The 16,543-nt window shown below is 68.3% G+C and carries 14 protein-coding genes and 1 tRNA gene; 5 read left to right on the top strand and 10 right to left on the bottom strand.

Translation table 11 applies throughout. The features are described 5' to 3' along the window. Window positions 1-22: 22 nt before the first annotated feature. The 4 genes from WFK36_RS11635 to WFK36_RS11650 are packed head-to-tail and all read right to left on the bottom strand — an operon-like array spanning window position 23 to window position 3,025. Window positions 23-817 (bottom strand): hypothetical protein, encoded by a 795-nt coding sequence (locus WFK36_RS11635; protein WP_336791802.1) that lies wholly within the window; start codon window positions 815-817, stop codon window positions 23-25. Continuing rightward, complete coding sequence (locus WFK36_RS11640) at window positions 814-2,271, bottom strand: ParB/RepB/Spo0J family partition protein (RefSeq protein WP_336791803.1); 1,458 nt, start codon at window positions 2,269-2,271, stop codon at window positions 814-816. The genes WFK36_RS11635 and WFK36_RS11640 overlap by 4 nt, the downstream gene beginning before the upstream one ends. A gap of 5 nt (window positions 2,272-2,276) precedes the next feature. Next, entirely contained in the window at window positions 2,277-2,600 is a 324-nt protein-coding gene (locus tag WFK36_RS11645; RefSeq protein ID WP_336791804.1) for a hypothetical protein, read from the bottom strand. Beyond that, window positions 2,597-3,025, bottom strand: coding sequence for a hypothetical protein (locus WFK36_RS11650; RefSeq protein WP_336791806.1), 429 nt, complete (start codon window positions 3,023-3,025; stop codon window positions 2,597-2,599). The genes WFK36_RS11645 and WFK36_RS11650 overlap by 4 nt, the downstream gene beginning before the upstream one ends. A gap of 47 nt (window positions 3,026-3,072) precedes the next feature. Here WFK36_RS11650 and WFK36_RS11655 point away from each other — a divergent pair, with 47 nt between their 5' ends. After that, a complete protein-coding gene (locus tag WFK36_RS11655) occupies window positions 3,073-3,735 on the top strand; it encodes a hypothetical protein (RefSeq protein ID WP_336791808.1) in 663 nt (220 codons plus the stop codon). Between the two features lie 8 nt (window positions 3,736-3,743). Here WFK36_RS11655 and WFK36_RS11660 read toward each other — a convergent pair whose 3' ends face one another. Continuing rightward, entirely contained in the window at window positions 3,744-4,058 is a 315-nt protein-coding gene (locus tag WFK36_RS11660) for a hypothetical protein (RefSeq protein ID WP_336791809.1), read from the bottom strand. A 183-nt stretch (window positions 4,059-4,241) separates the two neighbouring features. On the opposite strand from WFK36_RS11660, the gene WFK36_RS11665 reads away from it, so the two are divergent. After that, window positions 4,242-4,592, top strand: a complete 351-nt coding sequence (locus WFK36_RS11665) for a hypothetical protein (protein WP_336791810.1) — start codon at window positions 4,242-4,244, stop codon at window positions 4,590-4,592. Between the two features lie 26 nt (window positions 4,593-4,618). Here the strand turns inward: WFK36_RS11665 and WFK36_RS11670 are convergent, their stop codons facing one another. Continuing rightward, on the bottom strand, window positions 4,619-4,852 hold the full coding sequence (locus tag WFK36_RS11670; protein WP_336791812.1) for a helix-turn-helix transcriptional regulator: 234 nt from the start codon (window positions 4,850-4,852) through the stop codon (window positions 4,619-4,621). Between the two features lie 113 nt (window positions 4,853-4,965). On the opposite strand from WFK36_RS11670, the gene WFK36_RS11675 reads away from it, so the two are divergent. Beyond that, a complete protein-coding gene (locus WFK36_RS11675) occupies window positions 4,966-5,289 on the top strand; it encodes a helix-turn-helix domain-containing protein (RefSeq protein ID WP_336791814.1) in 324 nt (107 codons plus the stop codon). Here WFK36_RS11675 and WFK36_RS11680 read toward each other — a convergent pair. Together WFK36_RS11680 and WFK36_RS11685 are read right to left on the bottom strand one after the other, a co-directional pair. Beyond that, a tRNA-Lys gene (locus WFK36_RS11680) sits at window positions 5,255-5,327 on the bottom strand. The genes WFK36_RS11675 and WFK36_RS11680 overlap by 35 nt on opposite strands. A gap of 90 nt (window positions 5,328-5,417) precedes the next feature. Continuing rightward, window positions 5,418-5,639: a DUF3618 domain-containing protein gene (locus tag WFK36_RS11685; RefSeq protein WP_008378848.1), complete on the bottom strand. Its 222-nt coding sequence runs from the start codon at window positions 5,637-5,639 to the stop codon at window positions 5,418-5,420. 117 nt (window positions 5,640-5,756) lie between these two features. Between WFK36_RS11685 and bcp the strand changes: the two genes are divergently transcribed. Together bcp and WFK36_RS11695 are read left to right on the top strand one after the other, a co-directional pair. Beyond that, window positions 5,757-6,230: a thioredoxin-dependent thiol peroxidase gene (gene bcp / locus WFK36_RS11690; protein ID WP_008378846.1), complete on the top strand. Its 474-nt coding sequence runs from the start codon at window positions 5,757-5,759 to the stop codon at window positions 6,228-6,230. 14 nt (window positions 6,231-6,244) lie between these two features. Further along, window positions 6,245-6,859 (top strand): TetR/AcrR family transcriptional regulator, encoded by a 615-nt coding sequence (locus tag WFK36_RS11695; protein ID WP_008378844.1) that lies wholly within the window; start codon window positions 6,245-6,247, stop codon window positions 6,857-6,859. A 4-nt stretch (window positions 6,860-6,863) separates the two neighbouring features. Here WFK36_RS11695 and acpS read toward each other — a convergent pair whose 3' ends face one another. Next, window positions 6,864-7,256: a holo-ACP synthase AcpS gene (gene acpS / locus WFK36_RS11700; protein ID WP_008378843.1), complete on the bottom strand. Its 393-nt coding sequence runs from the start codon at window positions 7,254-7,256 to the stop codon at window positions 6,864-6,866. Window positions 7,257-7,272: 16 nt separating this feature from the next. Beyond that, entirely contained in the window at window positions 7,273-16,527 is a 9,255-nt protein-coding gene (locus tag WFK36_RS11705) for a fatty acid synthase subunit beta domain-containing protein (RefSeq protein WP_336791817.1), read from the bottom strand. Window positions 16,528-16,543: the final 16 nt, after the last annotated feature.

Consider the following 16,543-nt stretch of genomic DNA (forward strand, 5'->3'; position numbering starts at 1 on the left):
TCGTCGCAAGAACCGGCCGTGGTCACTCCGGCCTGCTATCTCCGGGCGGGGCGGCAGGCAGTCGTGAGCACCAGTCCTCGAGCCACTGCTTGTGCAGGGCCTTGTCGTCCTCGGTGAACTCGAGGGGACGGACGCAGCCGATGAAGCTGTCGCCGACGCGGATCACGAGCATCTGTGGAGACTCGGTGACCGACTGGAGCAGCGGGGACCCGTAGGCCTTAGCGGCAGCGGTGAACCGGGCGATCATCTCGGTACCGACACCGAATGTGTCGAGCGCTCCGGCGGGGCGAGCGAGCTGTGTCGCGACCAGGCGCGGAACGTGTGGCGCATGCTCGTCGGCGGCGAGCATCGGCAGTTCCAGTTCGGCCCCGGGGATGAATCCGGACACGTCGGTGAGCCGTACGTAGGGCACCTGGACGTCGGCCTCTCCCTGCTTGTCCGGCGGGTAGAGGGTGACCTCGACCTCGATCCGGATGAGCCAGTCCGGCGCGTCGTCCTGCTCGTGCCCCTTGGGGCCGATCCTGAATACGGCGAGGATCTTGGCGGCATCGGCGGGTGACAGGTCCAGATGTCCGAAGTCGGCGGCGGCGTCGTGATCGTGGTCGACGACCACCGGGACGAGTGCGGCGGCGACCGTGTACCCATCGGTCCCGGTCACGGTGAGGGTGTCGGGTGCGACGTAGCAGCGGACGCGGTGCAGATGCGTGCGCTCGGCCTTTTTGGCGGCATGCGGGAGAACTGCGATGAGTGCGCGGCGGAGATCGTCGGCGCCCACGGTGACGTCGAGCATGCGCGTTGCGGCCATGATGACGGTCATGAATCCGCGCCGCCGTCGAGGTTGGCTTTCACCGTGGCAGCGTTGAGGTACTCCTGCGCGATGGTCTCCTCGGCATCGGAGAGGACGTGGCCGATCGACCGCAGCCACGCAACGTAGTCGACGGTGCGTTGCGGGTTCATCGTCAACCGGTACTCGGTAGGCTCTTCGGTCAACACCTTGTCGACATCGAAGATCAGAGTCGAGATGACGCCGACGGCGCCGATCTCTGCGACTGGTGCGGATGCGAGCCACTGTCGGTGCATCGTGTCTAGGTCGTCCCAGTCGAACGCTTCCGAGACCTCCTTGACTGCGGCCAGGTTGTACGACAGCCAGACTCCGCCCTCGTCGACCATGTCCATCGCCTCCGCCGCAAGAGCCCGACCGGCCTCAGCGGCGGCGATCAGCTGATCAGAAGTGAGCGTGCGGATGTACCGCCGACGTGCGTCGGTCGCAGACGCAAGGGCTTCTCTGGCTGCGCGGCGTTCCGCTTCGGCCTCGGCGGCAGCGCGCTCCCGTTCCGCGATCGCCTCCGCGGTCGGTTCGGGTTCAGTAGCGGGCTGGTCCGCGGAGGGCTCGTCGTCTGGCTGAGCCGCCGCCGTCTCCGCTATCGGCGTTGCGAATGCGATCATGATGTTCTGCCAGGACTTGACGGCGTAGACGATCGTCGACTCGTCGGCGTCGACAGCGCTGCGGGCGCTCTTGATCTGCTCGTCCCACTCCCCGAACGGGTACGTGATATCGACGTCCCGGCCCGCGTCCGCGGTCGCCTTGTTGCGCAGCTCGCCAGGACTGACCTCGACTGCGCCGAACAACTCGTGCGCTTCCTTGACTCGCTTGGCGTTGGCCTCTTCTCGCTTTACCTCGCGGAGGACACTCTCGCGGACCTGGCCCCAATTGTTGGTGCCGAGCGCGTCCTCGAGGCGGTCAGAGTAGGCCGGGTGGTCGGCGATAAAGACAGCATCGGACAGCGTGACGCCGTGAGCGTGGACCTTGTCGAGCACATCAGGCGAGAGCTTCCCGATCTTCACTCGCTGCGTCACTCGGCTGCGGGACATACCGGTGCGCTTGGCGATGGACGAGACGGACTCGCCCAGGTCGAGCATTGCCTGCACGCCCGTTGCTTCCTCGGCCGCGGTGAGGTCTGTGCGCTCGCCGTTCTCGGACAGCATGACCGCGAGTTGATCGGCGGGGTCGGTGAGGTCTGCTCGGAGGTGGCACGGAACGACGGCGATCTTGGCGGCCGTCGCTGCTGCAAGTCGTCGGTGCCCGCCCAGGACGACGTACTTGTTGGCGTCGTCGGTCGGCGCGATCACGAGCGGTTCGAGGATGCCCTGTGCTTTCACTGACGCTGCGAGGGTGTCGACGTCGACGATGCGGCGCGGGTTCTCGGGGTGCGGCTGGAGGTCGACGATTGGGACGTCGAGGAAACGGGGCAGTGTGCGTGTGCTCGGCATGGCTGCTACGGCCTTTCGGTGGGGGCGAGTCCGGCGGGACGCGGGTTGCGTGGGCGTCCGGCCGGGCAGGTCTTGGAGTGGATGGTGAACAGGAGCTCGCCGTCAGCTACGGCGGCGGCGAGTTCGAGCCCGGAGAGGACGAGCCCGTACATGACGGGTCGTCCGCCTTCGCGGGACGGGACGCGCTGCACGGTGCCCGCGTCGTCGGGGCTGGCGTCGACGCAGATCCATCCGCCTTCGCGGGTGGACGAACGCCACCAGGCGACCGGGCGGTGGCACCGCTTGCACGTCGACGTCGGCCGGCGCGCGGTCTTGCCGCGGGCGGTCATCGGATCGGTCGCTCGGCGAGCTCGGCCGGATGAACGTGCAGCTGCGCGAGCAGGTCGTCGACGGCGTCGATCAGCTCACCGAGCAGCCCGCCCGGGGCGAGGAGCGCGGCGCGCGGGATCGGGTCGGTGACGCCGGCGCGGACCTCGGGCTCGCGGGGGTGGCGTGCGCGGCCTGACGGGCGGGCGGTGGCGCGACAGGCGAAGTGCTCGACGTCGGAGTCGGCGGGGGCACCGTCGATCTCGATGCCGTCGACATCGCAGACCGTGACCTCGAGGGCGAGGCCTCGGCGGGCGGCGACGCGTCGGGCCCAGTCGAGGTGTCGGACGTGGGCGCCGACCAACTCGACGACCGGCGCGACGTCGTCACCGATGCTGATCGGTCGGACCCCATCCGGGACGGGTCGAAGGTATTCGACGGTGGTCATCGGACACCTGCCTCTACGCTCGTCGAATCAACTACGGAAGGGGCTTGATGTCTGACGTGACGGAATGGCTGGAGGCGAGCGGCGCGATCGCCGGTATCGCGTTCGGCCTCGGCGGTTTGTGGTTCGGGTACCGCGGTCAGCAGCTCGCGAAGCGCGCAAACAGCAGCGCGGAGCGTGCAGCGGAATCCGCGAGTGACGCTGTCGACCGGGCCGACGAAGCGAATCACATCGCCGAGGAGTCGAATCGCCTCGCACGCGACGCGAACAAGGTCAGCGAGCGGGCGCTCGCGGTCGCGTCGGACGACATCGACTACGACTGGACTCTCCAGATCGATGACGCCGGAATGTCCGTCGTCCGAAATGGGAGCGCACACGAAGCGAGTGACGTGATGGTCGTTATCGAGACGAACGGCGTCTCGCGCACCTCTCGACGGTTCGATAGTGCAGCCGCGTTTGAGGAGTTGTCGCTCGGGTCCGAAGGTGCGTTCGAGCTGCATCTCGAACGTGTTCGTCAACATCCCGCATCCGAGAGCTACTTCAGTGGGCAGGTGACGATGTTTGCGAGCGACGGACCTGTTGTGTCCACGGCCTTCCGCGCTCATATCTCGTGGACCACGCCTGCCGGTGTGCGCCGAACTCAGATTGTCGAGGCCACCGTGAGTCACCGCATGGCGGTCGGCGGGACCATCGAGAGAATCGCAACTACTTAGGACGTGGTTCATCGCGAACCTCCACTGTGCCGGCGAGTGGTGGGAGCCGAATCCCCTACGGCTCCCACCACTCCCCCGTCGCGGTGGCCTCTGGCTGCGCGCCTGCGGCGACGGATCGCCTCACGGTGGCGTGCACGCCGGGCCGCCCGCTGGTTTCGTGCACGGGCCTTGTGGGTGGGCCACTGGTCGCCGTAGCGGCGGCCGATGCGCGGGACGTAGGACTGCTCGCCGTCGACGATCGCGGCGTACGCTGCCGCCGCGGCGAGTGCGACGTACGCGAGGCTGGCGATGGCGGCGAGGGTGAGGATCTGGATTGTGCTCATCGCGGATCCTTCTCGAGGAGCGGGAGCACGGAGAACACGGCCAGCGCGAAGAGCACGGCCATCGTGAGCGGGTGGAGGGTGGTCATGGCAGGAGACCTCTCGGGTGTCGGGTGAACAGGTGATTGAGTGCCAGGGCAGGGCGAGTCACACCGCAACGTCGCGGACCGGGCATACGCTCCGGCCATGACGAAGCGAATGAACGTATTGATGTGCTCTGCCGCCGCCGTGGTGATGGCGACCGGAGTTGCGGGGTGCAGTAACAGCGACAGCGAGCCGTCGCGCGAAGAGATGGCGATTGCGGCGTGCCGCGCAGAGGTCGGGAACAAGCTGAAGGACCCAGAGTCTGCTGAGTACCGCAATGAGACGGCGATCGAATCGCCAGCGAGTTCCGACAGCAATCTGTGGGCGGTGACCGGCGAGGTCAATGCCGCGAACAGTTACGGCGCCAAGGCCGGGTTCGCCCCGTTCACCTGCGACGCGAGCTACGGCTACGACTCCGGCGAGATGGTCGCCGTCGCAAGACTCTCGAAGTAGGCGAGCGTCGTCCCGCTCGGCGGCCATCACGCGCCCGCCTTGACGCCGCCACCGAGCAGCTGCGTCACCGGTACGTCGAGGAAATCGGCGATCGCGGCAAGCTCGTCCACCGTGAGCGGGACATCGCCAGTCAGTCGACGAGATACAGCCTGGCGTGTGACTCCAAGGACCGGCGCCAGGTCAGCTTGAGTCTTGCGACGGCGCGCCATCTCTGCCCTAACTGCGGAGCAAACTGCACGCTGAGCGGAATCCTGTGTCATGGGAGACACACTGCACGCTGAGCGGAATCTTTGTCAACCCTCGTCTGCACGATGAGAGTGTTGGAAGATTCGACCTGCTTGCATTGCGCACGCTGAGCGCGCACAATGTCAGCATGACGACATTCCATGTAGTAGATAGCGCGCGAAGCGAGTCCCTGACGGACGCCGTTGCACGGCGTCTGCGCGGAAAGCTCGCCGAGAGACGAATCAGCGGCCTCGAACTGGCGACCCGATCCGGAATGGGTCGGGCAATGATCAGCCGACGACTCTCAGGGCAGACAGCCCTCAACACGGACGAGCTCGAACTGATCGAGAACGTCACGGGGATCTCGGCGGCATACTTGCTGACCGGAATAGAAGAAACCCCCGCCGGACCGAATGGTCCAGACGGGGGCTCCGTTGTGCGCCATCAGGGACTCGAACCCCGAACCCGCTGATTAAGAGTCAGCTGCTCTGCCAATTGAGCTAATGGCGCTTGGCCTTGCGAGAAGAAACATTAACAGTAGATGTAACCAGAACAAAAATCGGCTGGTCAGACTCTATTTTCAGCTCTTCTCGCGGCTCATCAGCGGACGATCTTGCGAATCACGACCACAACGGCGAGCGCGCCGACTCCGATGAGGCCGAACTTCACCGGGGGGCTCGCCAGCACAGCGAGGGCCTTGCTCTTCGCGTCGTTCGCGAGACGTTCCGGATTGGCGCGCACGGCGAGCTGATCGAGCGTCTTGGCCAGCTCCTCGCGCGCCTGTGCGATTTCTTTCTCGATCCGTTCGGTTTCCCCGGCCACGGCGTCTCCACTTCTGCTTGTTGTGTCTGTGCAGGCAAGCCTACTTGTGCAGACCAGCCTATAAGGGCTGTGGCGCATGGCGGCCGATCAGGTCGGGCGATCGGATAGCCTGGCGGTATGTCGGAGAACGCACGCCTCACCGTTGGTGACAAGGCCCCGGAATTCACCCTGCTCGACTCCACTGAGAAGCCCGTGTCACTCGCGGACTACGAGGGCCGCAAGGTGATCGTCTACTTCTACCCCGCCGCCATGACACCCGGCTGCACCAAGCAGGCGTGCGACTTCCGCGACAGTCTCGCCGAACTCACCGGTCAGGGCATCGACGTCGTCGGCATCTCCCCCGACAAGCCCGCCAAGCTCGCCAAGTTCGTCGAACGCGACGAGCTGACGTTCCCGCTGCTCAGCGACCCCGAGAAAGAAGTACTGACGGCGTGGGGCGCGTTCGGCGAGAAGAAGCTGTACGGGAAGGTCGTGCAGGGCGTCATCCGGTCGACATTCCTCGTCGATGAGAACGGTGTGATCGAAGCAGCCCAGTACAACGTGCGCGCCACCGGCCACGTCGCCAAGTTGCGCCGCGACCTCTCAGTCTAGCGGCACCGCTCCCAGTGGAACTCGTTCCCCGCAAGCGTCCGACCCAAGAGCGCAGTCGGCGCACGTTCGACTCCATCCTGTCGTCCGCGCGCGAGGTGCTCATCGACGTCGGATTCGAATCGTTGACGTGTGAACAGATCGCCCAGCGCGCCGACCTGCCGATCGGCACCATCTACCAGTACTTCGCCAACAAGTACGTCGTGGTGTGCGAACTCGACCGGCAGGACACGACCGCCGTCAGCAACGAGCTGTCGGCGTTCGCCGCCGAGATCCCGTCCCTCAAATGGCCTGAGCTGTTGGAGAAGTTCCTCGATCACCTCGCGGAACTGTGGCGCACGGACCCGTCGAGGCGCGCGGTGTGGCTGGCCGTCCAGTCGACGCCTGCGACGCGAGCGACCGCGTCGATCACCGAGAAGATCCTGGCCGAGCAGGTCGCGCGGATCCTCGCGCCGCTAACCCCGACGTCGGAGAGACAACGACGTCAAATGATGGCCGAGGTCCTGGTCCACGCGTCGTACTCGCTGCTGAGCTTCTCCGTGCAGGAGCCGCACGATCATCAGAAGGTCGTCGGCGAGCTCAAGCGGATGCTCGCCGGCTACCTGCTCCTCGAGGACGCCGTCAGCCGCTGAAGCGTCAGGCTTCCTCAAGGATCGCGACCGCCGCGGCCATGTCGCCGTCGTGCGTCAACGACACGTGGATCCGCAGGTGTCCGATCTGCTCGGCCAGGTCGCCGTGCAGACGGATGCGCGGACGGCCGTGGGCGTCCGACTGCACCTCCACCTCGTTCACCGCCGTCTCGGGCAGCACCGGCGCCAGACCGAACCGGCTCGACGACCACGCCTTGATCACGGCTTCACGCGCCGCCCAGCGCGCCGCGAGGTGACGGTCGTCGGCACCGGTCCGGTCGGCCGAATCCCGACGTTCGCCTACCGAGAACCGGCGGGCGAACGTCGAGCCGGGCTGCTTGAGCTGCTCGGCGAACTCAGTCACCGACACCATGTCGATGCCGACTCCGACGATGCTCATCGTGCATCCGGTGTGGTCATGCGTACGAGCCCTCTGCGTCGAGACGGACCTCCGGGTTCAGCAGGAGCGACGCCTCAGCGGTGTGCTCGTCGCCGTCGCCGAGACGACGGTCCGCCGGCCGCTGGTAGGCGGGTTCACCGCCGCACATGGCCGAGAGCAGACGCTGCTGTCCGTCACGCAGTCGAGCTGCGGCCGCGCGTCGGTAGTCCGCGCGCGCGTTCTCGTCGAGCGACGAGACGAACGCCTCGGGATGGACCACGGCGATGAGACCGGAGACGTGCCCGAAGCCGAGGCTGGTCAGCAGGCCGGCCTTGAGCGGGAAGCGCTCTCCCATCCGCAGGGTCTCCCGCGGCCACACCAGGTGCGGGTACTCGGCCATCTTCTCGTCGACACAGTCGAGACTGCGGTTCGGCGGGACCACGCCGTCGCGGAGCACCTGGCACAGGCCGATCAGCTGGAATGCCGCCGCGCCGCCCTTGGCGTGACCGGTCAGCGACTTCTGCGACACGACGAACAGCGGAGCTCCGTCGCCACGGCCGATCGCACCGGCGAGACGCTCATGCAGTTCTGACTCGTTCGGGTCGTTGGCCCGGGTCGACGTGTCGTGCTTGGACACGACTGCGACATCGTCGGGGCTCACACCGAGCGAGGCGAGGGATGTGGCCAACGGGGACAGCTTCTGTCCACGAGCCGCACCGAGTGCGCCGAGGCCCGGAGCCGGGATCGACGTGTGCACGCCGTCGCCGAAGCTCTGCGCCCATGCCACCACACCGAGGACCGGAAGCCCGAGCTGGGCTGCGACGTCGCCGCGAGCCAGCAGGACGGTTCCGCCGCCCGCCGACTCGACGAATCCGCTGCGTCGACGGTCGTTGGCTCGCGAGTAGCGACGTTCGTCGATGCCCTTGGCCTTCATCGCCGCCGAATCGGCGGTCGCCGACATGTCGCCGAAGCCGACGATGCCTTCGATGCCGACGTCGTCGAAGCCGCCCGCCACTGCGAACAGCGCCTTGCCGAGGCGGATCTTGTCTGCGCCCTCCTCGACCGAGACGGCCGCGGTGGCGCACGCGGCGACCGGGTGAATCATGGCGCCGTAGCTGCCGATGTACGACTGCACGACGTGCGCGGCGACCACATTGGGCAGCGCTTCCTGCAGGATGTCGTTCGCCTTCGACTCGCCGAGCAGCGTGTCGACGTACAGCGAACGCATCGACGTCATGCCACCCATGCCGGTGCCCTGGGTGTTGGCGACCAGACCGGGGTGGACCCACCGCATCAGTTCCGACGGGGTGAGGCCCGCAGTGATGAACGCGTCGACGGTCGCGACGAGATTCCACAGGGCGACGCGGTCGACCGACTCCGCCATGTCGGGCGAGACGCCCCAGCGGACCGGATCGAAGCCTGTCGGGATCTGGCCGCCGACGGTGCGCGAGAGTTCGAAGCGACGCGGGACGCGGATCTCGGTCCCCGCCAGGCGGGTCACGCTCCAGTCGCCGGACTCGGTGGCCACGATGCGCGTGCGCTCCGGGTCAGCCGACGCGAACGCACGAGCGGCGGCCTCGTTGGGAACGGTGAACGTGAGGTCCTCGTCGAGGAACACCGACTCGAGCAACGGCGACGAGTTGTCGACCATCGCGCCCTCGTCGACGTAGCGGCGGATGCCGCATCGAGCGACGACCTCGTCGTGGTAGCGGTCGGCGATGTCCGCCTCGGCGACCGGATCGCCCGACTCGACGTCGTACCAGCCCGGCTTCGGGGTCTCCTCCCAGGTGACGAGACCGGTGTTCCACGCGAGTTCGAGAACGCCTGCGGCCGACAGCTTCTCGTCGACCTCCATCTCGAATCGGGTGCGCGACGAACCGTACGGTCCCACCTCACCCGCGCCGACGATGACAACCATGTCCTCGGGGCGGGCCGTGATCTCCGGCCACTCGTGAGCGGTCGGGAGGTCGGCGCGTGCCGGGAACGGGAGTGCCGCGACCAGCGGGTTGACCGGCTCGTCGACGTCCGATTCCGGCTCGTCGGCGCTGTCGGCCGCCGCAACCTTCGCCAGCGCCTTCAGGTCGATGTTCGGGTCGAGTCCGGCAGTCAGATCTGCCACGATCGGTTCCGCCCGAGCCTGGGTGCGCTTGTCAGCGGTGCACAGCGACACGAGTTCGGCGGCCATCTCCTCAGTGCTCCACGTGCGGACTCCCGCCGCTTCCACTGCGGCGACCATGCCGTCGTTGCCGCCCATGAGGCCGGTTCCACGAACCCACCCGATGAGGGCGTGAGCGATCGTGGTGCGCGAGCCCCACGACTCCTCGGCGCCCCAGCGGGTGACGAGGGCGTCGAGCGCCGCCTTCGACTCGCCGTACGCGCCGTCGCCGCCGAACATGCCGCGGTTCGGCGAGCCCGGCAGGACCACGTGGAGTCGCGAATCGAGGTCGTGATCTGCGCCGATGGCGCCGAGACCCGCGATCATCCGCTCCACGGACCACAACAGGACCTTCATCTCCATCTCCGCGCGACCACCGGCGTCGGTGAGATCGCCCGCGACGCGAGGCGCCGCGAACGGGAACAGCAGGGTCGGCGTCATGGCCCGCTTGATGACACCCGTGGTGGCGCCGAGGTTCTCGGTCTGCTCGGTGCCGATCCACTCGACGACGGCGTCCACGTCGACGTACGACGCGAGGTTCGCCGGCACCACCCAGAGGGCGGCACCGTGGCTCGCGTGGACTCGGTAGAGCTCCTTGTAGAACCCGAGACGCTCACTGCTCAGGCGCGAGGTGGTCGCGACGACCGTCGCTCCCCCGCTCAGGAGTTCTCCGACGACCGACGCGGCGATCGAGTCGGGCGACGCGCCGGTCACGACTGCGACGTCGTCGGCGAAGGCGCCTGCCTGGGTCGACTGCGCCGCTTCGGCGATCGCGGCGAACAGACGGGCGTGCACACGGAAGCCCCTGTGCAGTGCTTTGCCCTGCCACCAGGTGGCGTGCTCGGCGACGGTCTCGCCGCTGCCCGCCAGCCGGGCGACGATGCGATCGTGGTCGGCGTCGATCGTGGTCTCGTCGAGCAGCCACAAGCGTGCGAGGTCTTCACGGGCGCTGGCCCAACGGTCGTCCAGGAGGACGGCGCGCTGCTCGTCGAACGACGGGGTGACGGTGCGGACCCAGTCCGCGCCGAGCTCGTCGCTGATCCGCTGTGCGGCGACGGCGTTCGGGTCGTCGAGGATCTCCTCGGTCGACGCCGTCGAGGTGAGGCCGAGCTTCGCGAGGATCGTGTTCGCCGTGGCCGCGAGGACTCCGTCCTTGCCGCCCATGTGCTCGGCGAGTGCGTCGAGTGCAGCCGAGTCGACTGCACCTCCCGCTGCTCCGCCCGCCGCGGGCAGTTCCACACTGATGCCGCGGGCCGCACCGACCGAGCGGACCGCCCGGTCGACGAGGTTGTCGAGGTCGTTCACCGTGGTGACGGCGCTCTCGAGCAGGTCGCCGAGATCGCCGCCGCGGACACTGGCGCCGTCGCGCGAACCCAGAGCGACCGCGACGAGTGTGTGCTGCGCCCACCCGCCGCCGAGCTGCCATGTGTCGGTGACACGGTCGACGATGTAGTTCTGACGCTTGTTGACGGGTCCGGCCACCTTGCGGATCTGATCGCCGACGGCGTCGGTGAGAACGTCGCCGAGCGGCTTGTACCCGCGGGCCATCGTCTCGACTGTTGCAGCGAGAGCGTGCATCTCCGCCTCTGCGGCACCGTCGATGGCGCCGAGGCCGAGCTCGCCGCCGATGTCGAGCAGCAGCTGGTTGCGTCGGGACGACACACCGTCGCACAGGGACTCGATCGTGTCCGCGGAGCCGATCTGCGACGGCGTCATCTTGGTCCAGAGGGAGATGACGGCCCGGACTGCGTCGGCGGGGCCGAACGTGATGTCGTCCGGGCGCGGGCCGGCGGCTGCAGCGACAGGCGCGGCGACGGCGACGGGTGCGGCCTCCACAGGTGTGGCTTCGACGGCCGCCTCGGCCGGCGCCTCGTCCTCGACCGGTTCTGGGGCACTGTCCTCGGCACGCAGGAGCTGTTCATCGGTCTGCGCGTTGAGGACTTCGGTGACCGCTGCGCCGTACGGCGGGAGCTTGAGGGTGTTGCGGGCGAGCCCGGTAAGTGTCGGGGCCGACTTGACGCCGACCTCGACGAAGCGATCGATCCCGAGTCCGCCCTGTTCGACGGTCGAGAACAGCAGGTCTTGCGTCTCGATCCACCGGACCGGGCTGGCGAACTGCCACGCCAGGAGCTCGATGAGGATGACCCGGGCGAGGTCGGCCGGACGGGCCTCCCACGACTCCCAGTCGGCGAGCACTGCGTCGAGGGGCTCGGACGGAACCAGGTCGGCGATCTCCTGGACGAAGTCGCGTCCCAGGTTGAACAGGCGAGGGACGAGGTTCGGGATGTAGTTGCCGACGAGGATGTCGGGGTCGATGACCTCCGGCAGGAGTTCGTCGAGCTTCCCGCGGAACTCCGGCACACCGGCACGCAGAACCGTCGAGTGGAACGGCACGTCGATGCCGGGGACGAGGATGAACGCCCGCTTGCCGCCGAACTCGGCACGACGCCGATCGATCTCGGCCTCGAGCAGTTCGAGCCCGCGCACGGTGCCCGCGATCGCGTACTGCGACCCGAGCAGGTTGAGGTTGACCACCTGCAGGAACTCGTCTGCCTCGGCACCGATGCCGGAGACGAACGCCTCGACGTCGGCGTCGGCCAGACCGAACTGGCTCGGCCGGATCGCTGCGAGACGGTAGTCGCTTCGTCCCTTCGCGTCGCGGGGAACCAGGTGATGCATGGCGCTGCCGCGCTGGAACACGACCTCGAGCACCGCTTCGAGGGGCAGTACTCCGGCGCAGGCGGCGAGCGCGTTGTACTCGCCGACCGAGTGACCGCAGGTGATCGAGTCTTCGACGTACGCGCCCGCCTCGCGGAGTTCGGCGATCTGAGCGACGCCGAGCGTGGCCATCGCGACCTGGGTGAACTGCGTCAGGAACAGCACGCCGTCCGGATGGAAGTAGGTCTTGCGCTTCCGATTCGGCCCGCTCGCTGCGCTCCCGGCACCGTAGGCGACGAGTGTTGTCGGGTTGTCGCGAACCACCGCGAGGATGGAGAAGCCGAGCGTCTCGCGGGTGTGCTTGTCGGCACGGTCCCAGATTTCGCGAGCGGCAGCACTGCGTGACCGAGCCTCCAGGCCCATGCCCTTGCTCTGGATGCCCTGGCCGGGGAACGCGTAGACGGTCCGCGGCGCGGCGAGCAGTCCGGTGGCCGCCATCACGAGCTCACCGTCGACCTTGGCGGTCACCTCGATGACTTCGCGACCGGAGTCGATTCCGACACGGTCGACACGGACGTCCACGGCGTCGCCGAGACGGACCATGCCCAGGTAGCGCGCGGTCCAACCGAGCAGAGCGCGCGGTGCGGGGGTCGGCTGACCGGAGTCGGAGGCGGTCACGACCTGCTGTGCGAGCGCCGAGAGCCACATGCCGTGGACGATCGGGTCGCCGAGTCCGGCCAGGCGGGCCGCGAGCGGATCGGTGTGGATGGGGTTGCGGTCGCCCGAGACGACGGCGAAGCCGTGCATGCGGGACGGTGCGTTGACCGTCACCGATCGCAGGTGCTTACGGGTGCCGGTCCGCTCGTCGCTCAGTGCGCCGCCGGCCCGGAGCGGGTCGGCCAGTCCGGCATCGCCGGTGCGGCCGCGGATCGCGAAACGCTCGACGAGCTGGGCGATCGGAGTGTCGCCGTCGGTGACGGTCACCTCGACCTCGACGACGCGTCCCACGTCGGCGTCGCTGACGCCGACGCAGCGCGCCGCGACGGTCAGGTCTGTGTCGACTGTCGGCAGCGCCGCCGCCAGGGTGATCGCGTGATCCAGGTGGACCAGATCGAGCAGCCCTTCGACAACCGGCAGGCCGTCATCGGTCAAGACTCCGCCGATCACGCTGAACACCGTCGGCCAGCAGGCCACGACGAGCGCGTCGGGCACCGCGAAACCGTTGGGCGACGACGGCGTGGTCGCGCCGAATCGAGTCGGAAGACCCGACGACGTCGCGCCGCTGTGATCGGCGACCGAGTCGGCGCGCCACGCGACGGTGCCGGAGGTGGCGCCGTCGGTGAGAGTGAGCAGATCGCCGCCTGCGGCGACGGTGAGCAGGTCGCGCATGGCATCGGCTGCGCCCGCTGTGGTGACGCGGGGGCTGCCGCCGTCGACCACCTTGAGGTCGCCGGTGAACGGGATGCGCAGGATCGAGCCGGACACCGGGATCACCAGGTCGAGACGGATCTCGTCGTCCGCGGTCTCCGCGTCCGGGACGTAGGCGATCATCGCGCCCGTGGAGTGCTCGGCGTACTCGCCGTCGTACACGGTCCATGCCTCGCGGTCGCCGAGGAGAGCGATGGGATTGCGGACCTGGCGACCTGCCCAGAGCACGTCTTCGGCTTCGATCAGAATGCTGAGCGGCCCGGACTCGCTGACGATGCCCCGCCGACGACGCGCGGCGACGACCTGCGCCTGCTCACCGGAGGTGCGCAGATCGGCGACGACCTGGGCTTCGAATCGATTCAGCAGGTCGCCGACCGGCTCGTCGACCTGGGTGATGCCGGACACCGCGACAGTGCCCGGGATGATGCAGACCTCGTCTGCGGAGTAGCGGGCGTCGTGCGCCTGCCAGAGGGAGTCCGAACGCCACCAGCGGCGGACGTCCTTGTCGATGACGGGGACGAAGTTGACGGGCTTGCCGGGCGTGCGGCACTGCTCCAGGAAGAACGCCACATCCGCGGGATGCAGGATGTCGGCCTCGACAGCGGGAAAGGTCTCGGCCAGGCGAGCGATCGCACCGTGTGCGTCGTCCACCCGGACGCCGAACAGCGACTCGAACTCGCCTGTGTCGAGGTGGTGCATACGGGCCTCGGTGCGCCGGAGCATGTCGACGAAACGCTGCTCCCACGTGATGTCGGCCCATGCGTACTCGCCGTCGGCGCCCACTGCGAGCTCGGCGAAGCGGGTGAGCCACTCGAGGTAGGTCATGGTGCTGACGTCGCCGAAGTACGGCTTGGCGGTGCGCTCCATCGCGGCGATGATCTCGTCGCGTCGCTCGGCCACGGCGTCGGCATCGCCCGCCACCTCGTCGAGGAGGCGACCGCAGCGTGACGCTGAATTGTCGATCTCGTGGATGTCCGCGCCGAGCTGGCTGCGGCCCGAAGCCATGCCGGCCTCACTGTGGCCCGCGCCGATCCAGGTGTCGCAGCCCTCGGTGTCGACGAGCAGCTGCTTCACCTCGGGTGAGGTGGTGGCCTCCAGCGTCGCCATCGCGGCCGTGCCGATCAGGATGCCGTCCAGCGGCATCGACGGGTAGTCGTACCGCGCGGACCATTCGCCGGTCAGGTACGCCGACGCGCGTTCGGGGGTTCCGATGCCTCCGCCGACGCAGACGACGACGTTCGGTCGGTCGCGGAGTTCGCCGTAGGTGGCGAGGAGCAGGTCGTCGAGATCTTCCCACGAGTGGTGGCCGCCTGCGCGTCCGCCTTCGATCTGAACGATGACCGGGAACTGCGGAACCGCGATCGCGATGCGGATGACGGCGCGGATCTGGTCGACGGTGCCCGGCTTGAAGGCGACGTAGTGCAGGCCCGCGTCGTTCAGTTCGCCGACGAGATCCACCGCCTCGTCGAGCTCGGGGATGCCGGCGGTGATGATGACACCGTCGAACGGAGCACCCTGGGCGCGAGCCTTCTGCACGAGGCGCTTGCCGCCGAGCTGCAGCTTCCACAGGTAGGGGTCGAGGAACAGCGAGTTGAACTGCACCTGGCGGTTCTCGTCGAGCAGATCGGTGAGCTTGGCGACGTTGGACGCGAAGATCTCCTCGGTCACCTGTCCACCGCCTGCGAGCTCGGCCCAGTGGCCCGCATTGGCGGCCGCCGCGACGATCGCCGGGTCGACGGTGGTCGGGGTCATGCCCGCGAGGAGCATCGGCGATCGGCCGGTGAGCCGAGTGAAAGCGGTGTCGACGACGGTGCGGCCGGTCGGCAGCGACACGAGGCGCGGCGAGAAGGCCGACCACGGCCGCGCGACGGCGGGGGCGCTGCCCGGAACGAAGAGACTGCGCTGGCCACGACGGGTGGCGGCGGCGATGACGCCGACGCCCTGTCCGCGGACCAGCGGGGCGGCCAGTCGGGCACCGAGATCGGCCGGGCCGAAGTCGATGATCCACGATGCACCCGAGGCGACGGCATCGCCGATCTGGTCCACCCAGTCGACGGGGTCGACAAGAATGCGGGTCGCGAGACGGCCCGCGAACTGCGGGTCGAGTCCGGAGAGGCCTGCCCATTCGACGACGAGGTCGACGGCGGGCGCGAGATCGGGATGGTGGAACGGCACGGTGACGGCCAGTTCCTCGAAGGTCGGTGCGAACGGCTTTCCGCCGGTCAGCTTGGCCTTGCGGTCTGCGGCTTCGGCGGTTGCGCGACGTGCGCACAGCGCCTGGAATCCAGTCAGATGACGCGGTGACCCCGAGAGGACGATCGATCGTCGGTTGTTGACGATCGCGACGGTCGGCAGTCCCGAGGTCCCGGCGGGCAGCGACGCGCGGTATTCGTCGAGCATCACGTCGATCTCGCGCGGCGGGACGCCGTTGACCGCGACCATCGGCGAGGTGCCCTCGGTGGTCTGATCTGCGGAGCCGAGCAGCCCGAGGCGGCGGGCGGTGACGGTCGCCGCTGCGCCCATGAGCTGGGCGATGGCGAGCAGTGCGGCGTCGTCGGCTTCGCGGGGATGCTCGGCGGTGGTGATGGCCTCAGCGGCGAGGAGCCCCTGCGAGTGGCCGATGACCGCGCTCGCCGGGAGCCTGCTCGGGTCCAGACCCTGCTTCGACAGGTTGGCGATGGCCGCGATCTGAGCGAGGAGGATGCCCGGGACCGACAGCTCAGCGGCCGCGAGCTCGGCGTCTGTCGGCACGTCGCGGTCCTCGTCGATGGCGGCGATCCAGTCGGCAGGCGCGAAACGATCGCCGCCTGCAGCGGCCAGGCGATCGGCGACGGGCTCGAGGGAACGCGTGGCGGAGTCGACGATCGCGGAGATCCGTCGGCCGAGGTCGGCGTCGGCGACGAGCTCGGCGAGGGTCGGCAACCACGGCCCACCCTGTCCGCCGAAGCTGATCGCATAGCTCTCGCCGGCCGCGAAGCGGTCGATCAGACTCGTCGAACCGTCGTCGGTTGAGGTTGCTCGATCGCCGGTGCGGAACTGGTCGAGGGTCACGGATACTCCTGTCGGC

Origin of the sequence: Gordonia malaquae, from assembly GCF_037148075.1 — a bacterium.
Classification (GTDB): Bacteria; Actinomycetota; Actinomycetes; order Mycobacteriales; family Mycobacteriaceae; genus Gordonia; species Gordonia malaquae.

What these genes read in the sequence shown, in the direction of transcription:
- WFK36_RS11660 (WP_336791809.1), bottom strand. Translation starts at nt 4,058, where the DNA reads ATGAGCACAATCCAGATCCTCACCCTCGCCGCCATCGCCAGCCTCGCG.
- acpS (WP_008378843.1), bottom strand. Translation starts at nt 7,256, where the DNA reads ATGAGCATCGTCGGAGTCGGCATCGACATGGTGTCGGTGACTGAGTTC.
- WFK36_RS11645 (WP_336791804.1), bottom strand. Translation starts at nt 2,600, where the DNA reads ATGACCGCCCGCGGCAAGACCGCGCGCCGGCCGACGTCGACGTGCAAG.
- WFK36_RS11635 (WP_336791802.1), bottom strand. Translation starts at nt 817, where the DNA reads ATGACCGTCATCATGGCCGCAACGCGCATGCTCGACGTCACCGTGGGC.
- WFK36_RS11670 (WP_336791812.1), bottom strand. Translation starts at nt 4,852, where the DNA reads ATGACACAGGATTCCGCTCAGCGTGCAGTTTGCTCCGCAGTTAGGGCA.
- WFK36_RS11675 (WP_336791814.1), top strand. Translation starts at nt 4,966, where the DNA reads ATGACGACATTCCATGTAGTAGATAGCGCGCGAAGCGAGTCCCTGACG.
- WFK36_RS11640 (WP_336791803.1), bottom strand. Translation starts at nt 2,271, where the DNA reads ATGCCGAGCACACGCACACTGCCCCGTTTCCTCGACGTCCCAATCGTC.
- WFK36_RS11655 (WP_336791808.1), top strand. Translation starts at nt 3,073, where the DNA reads ATGTCTGACGTGACGGAATGGCTGGAGGCGAGCGGCGCGATCGCCGGT.
- WFK36_RS11665 (WP_336791810.1), top strand. Translation starts at nt 4,242, where the DNA reads ATGACGAAGCGAATGAACGTATTGATGTGCTCTGCCGCCGCCGTGGTG.
- WFK36_RS11650 (WP_336791806.1), bottom strand. Translation starts at nt 3,025, where the DNA reads ATGACCACCGTCGAATACCTTCGACCCGTCCCGGATGGGGTCCGACCG.
- bcp (WP_008378846.1), top strand. Translation starts at nt 5,757, where the DNA reads ATGTCGGAGAACGCACGCCTCACCGTTGGTGACAAGGCCCCGGAATTC.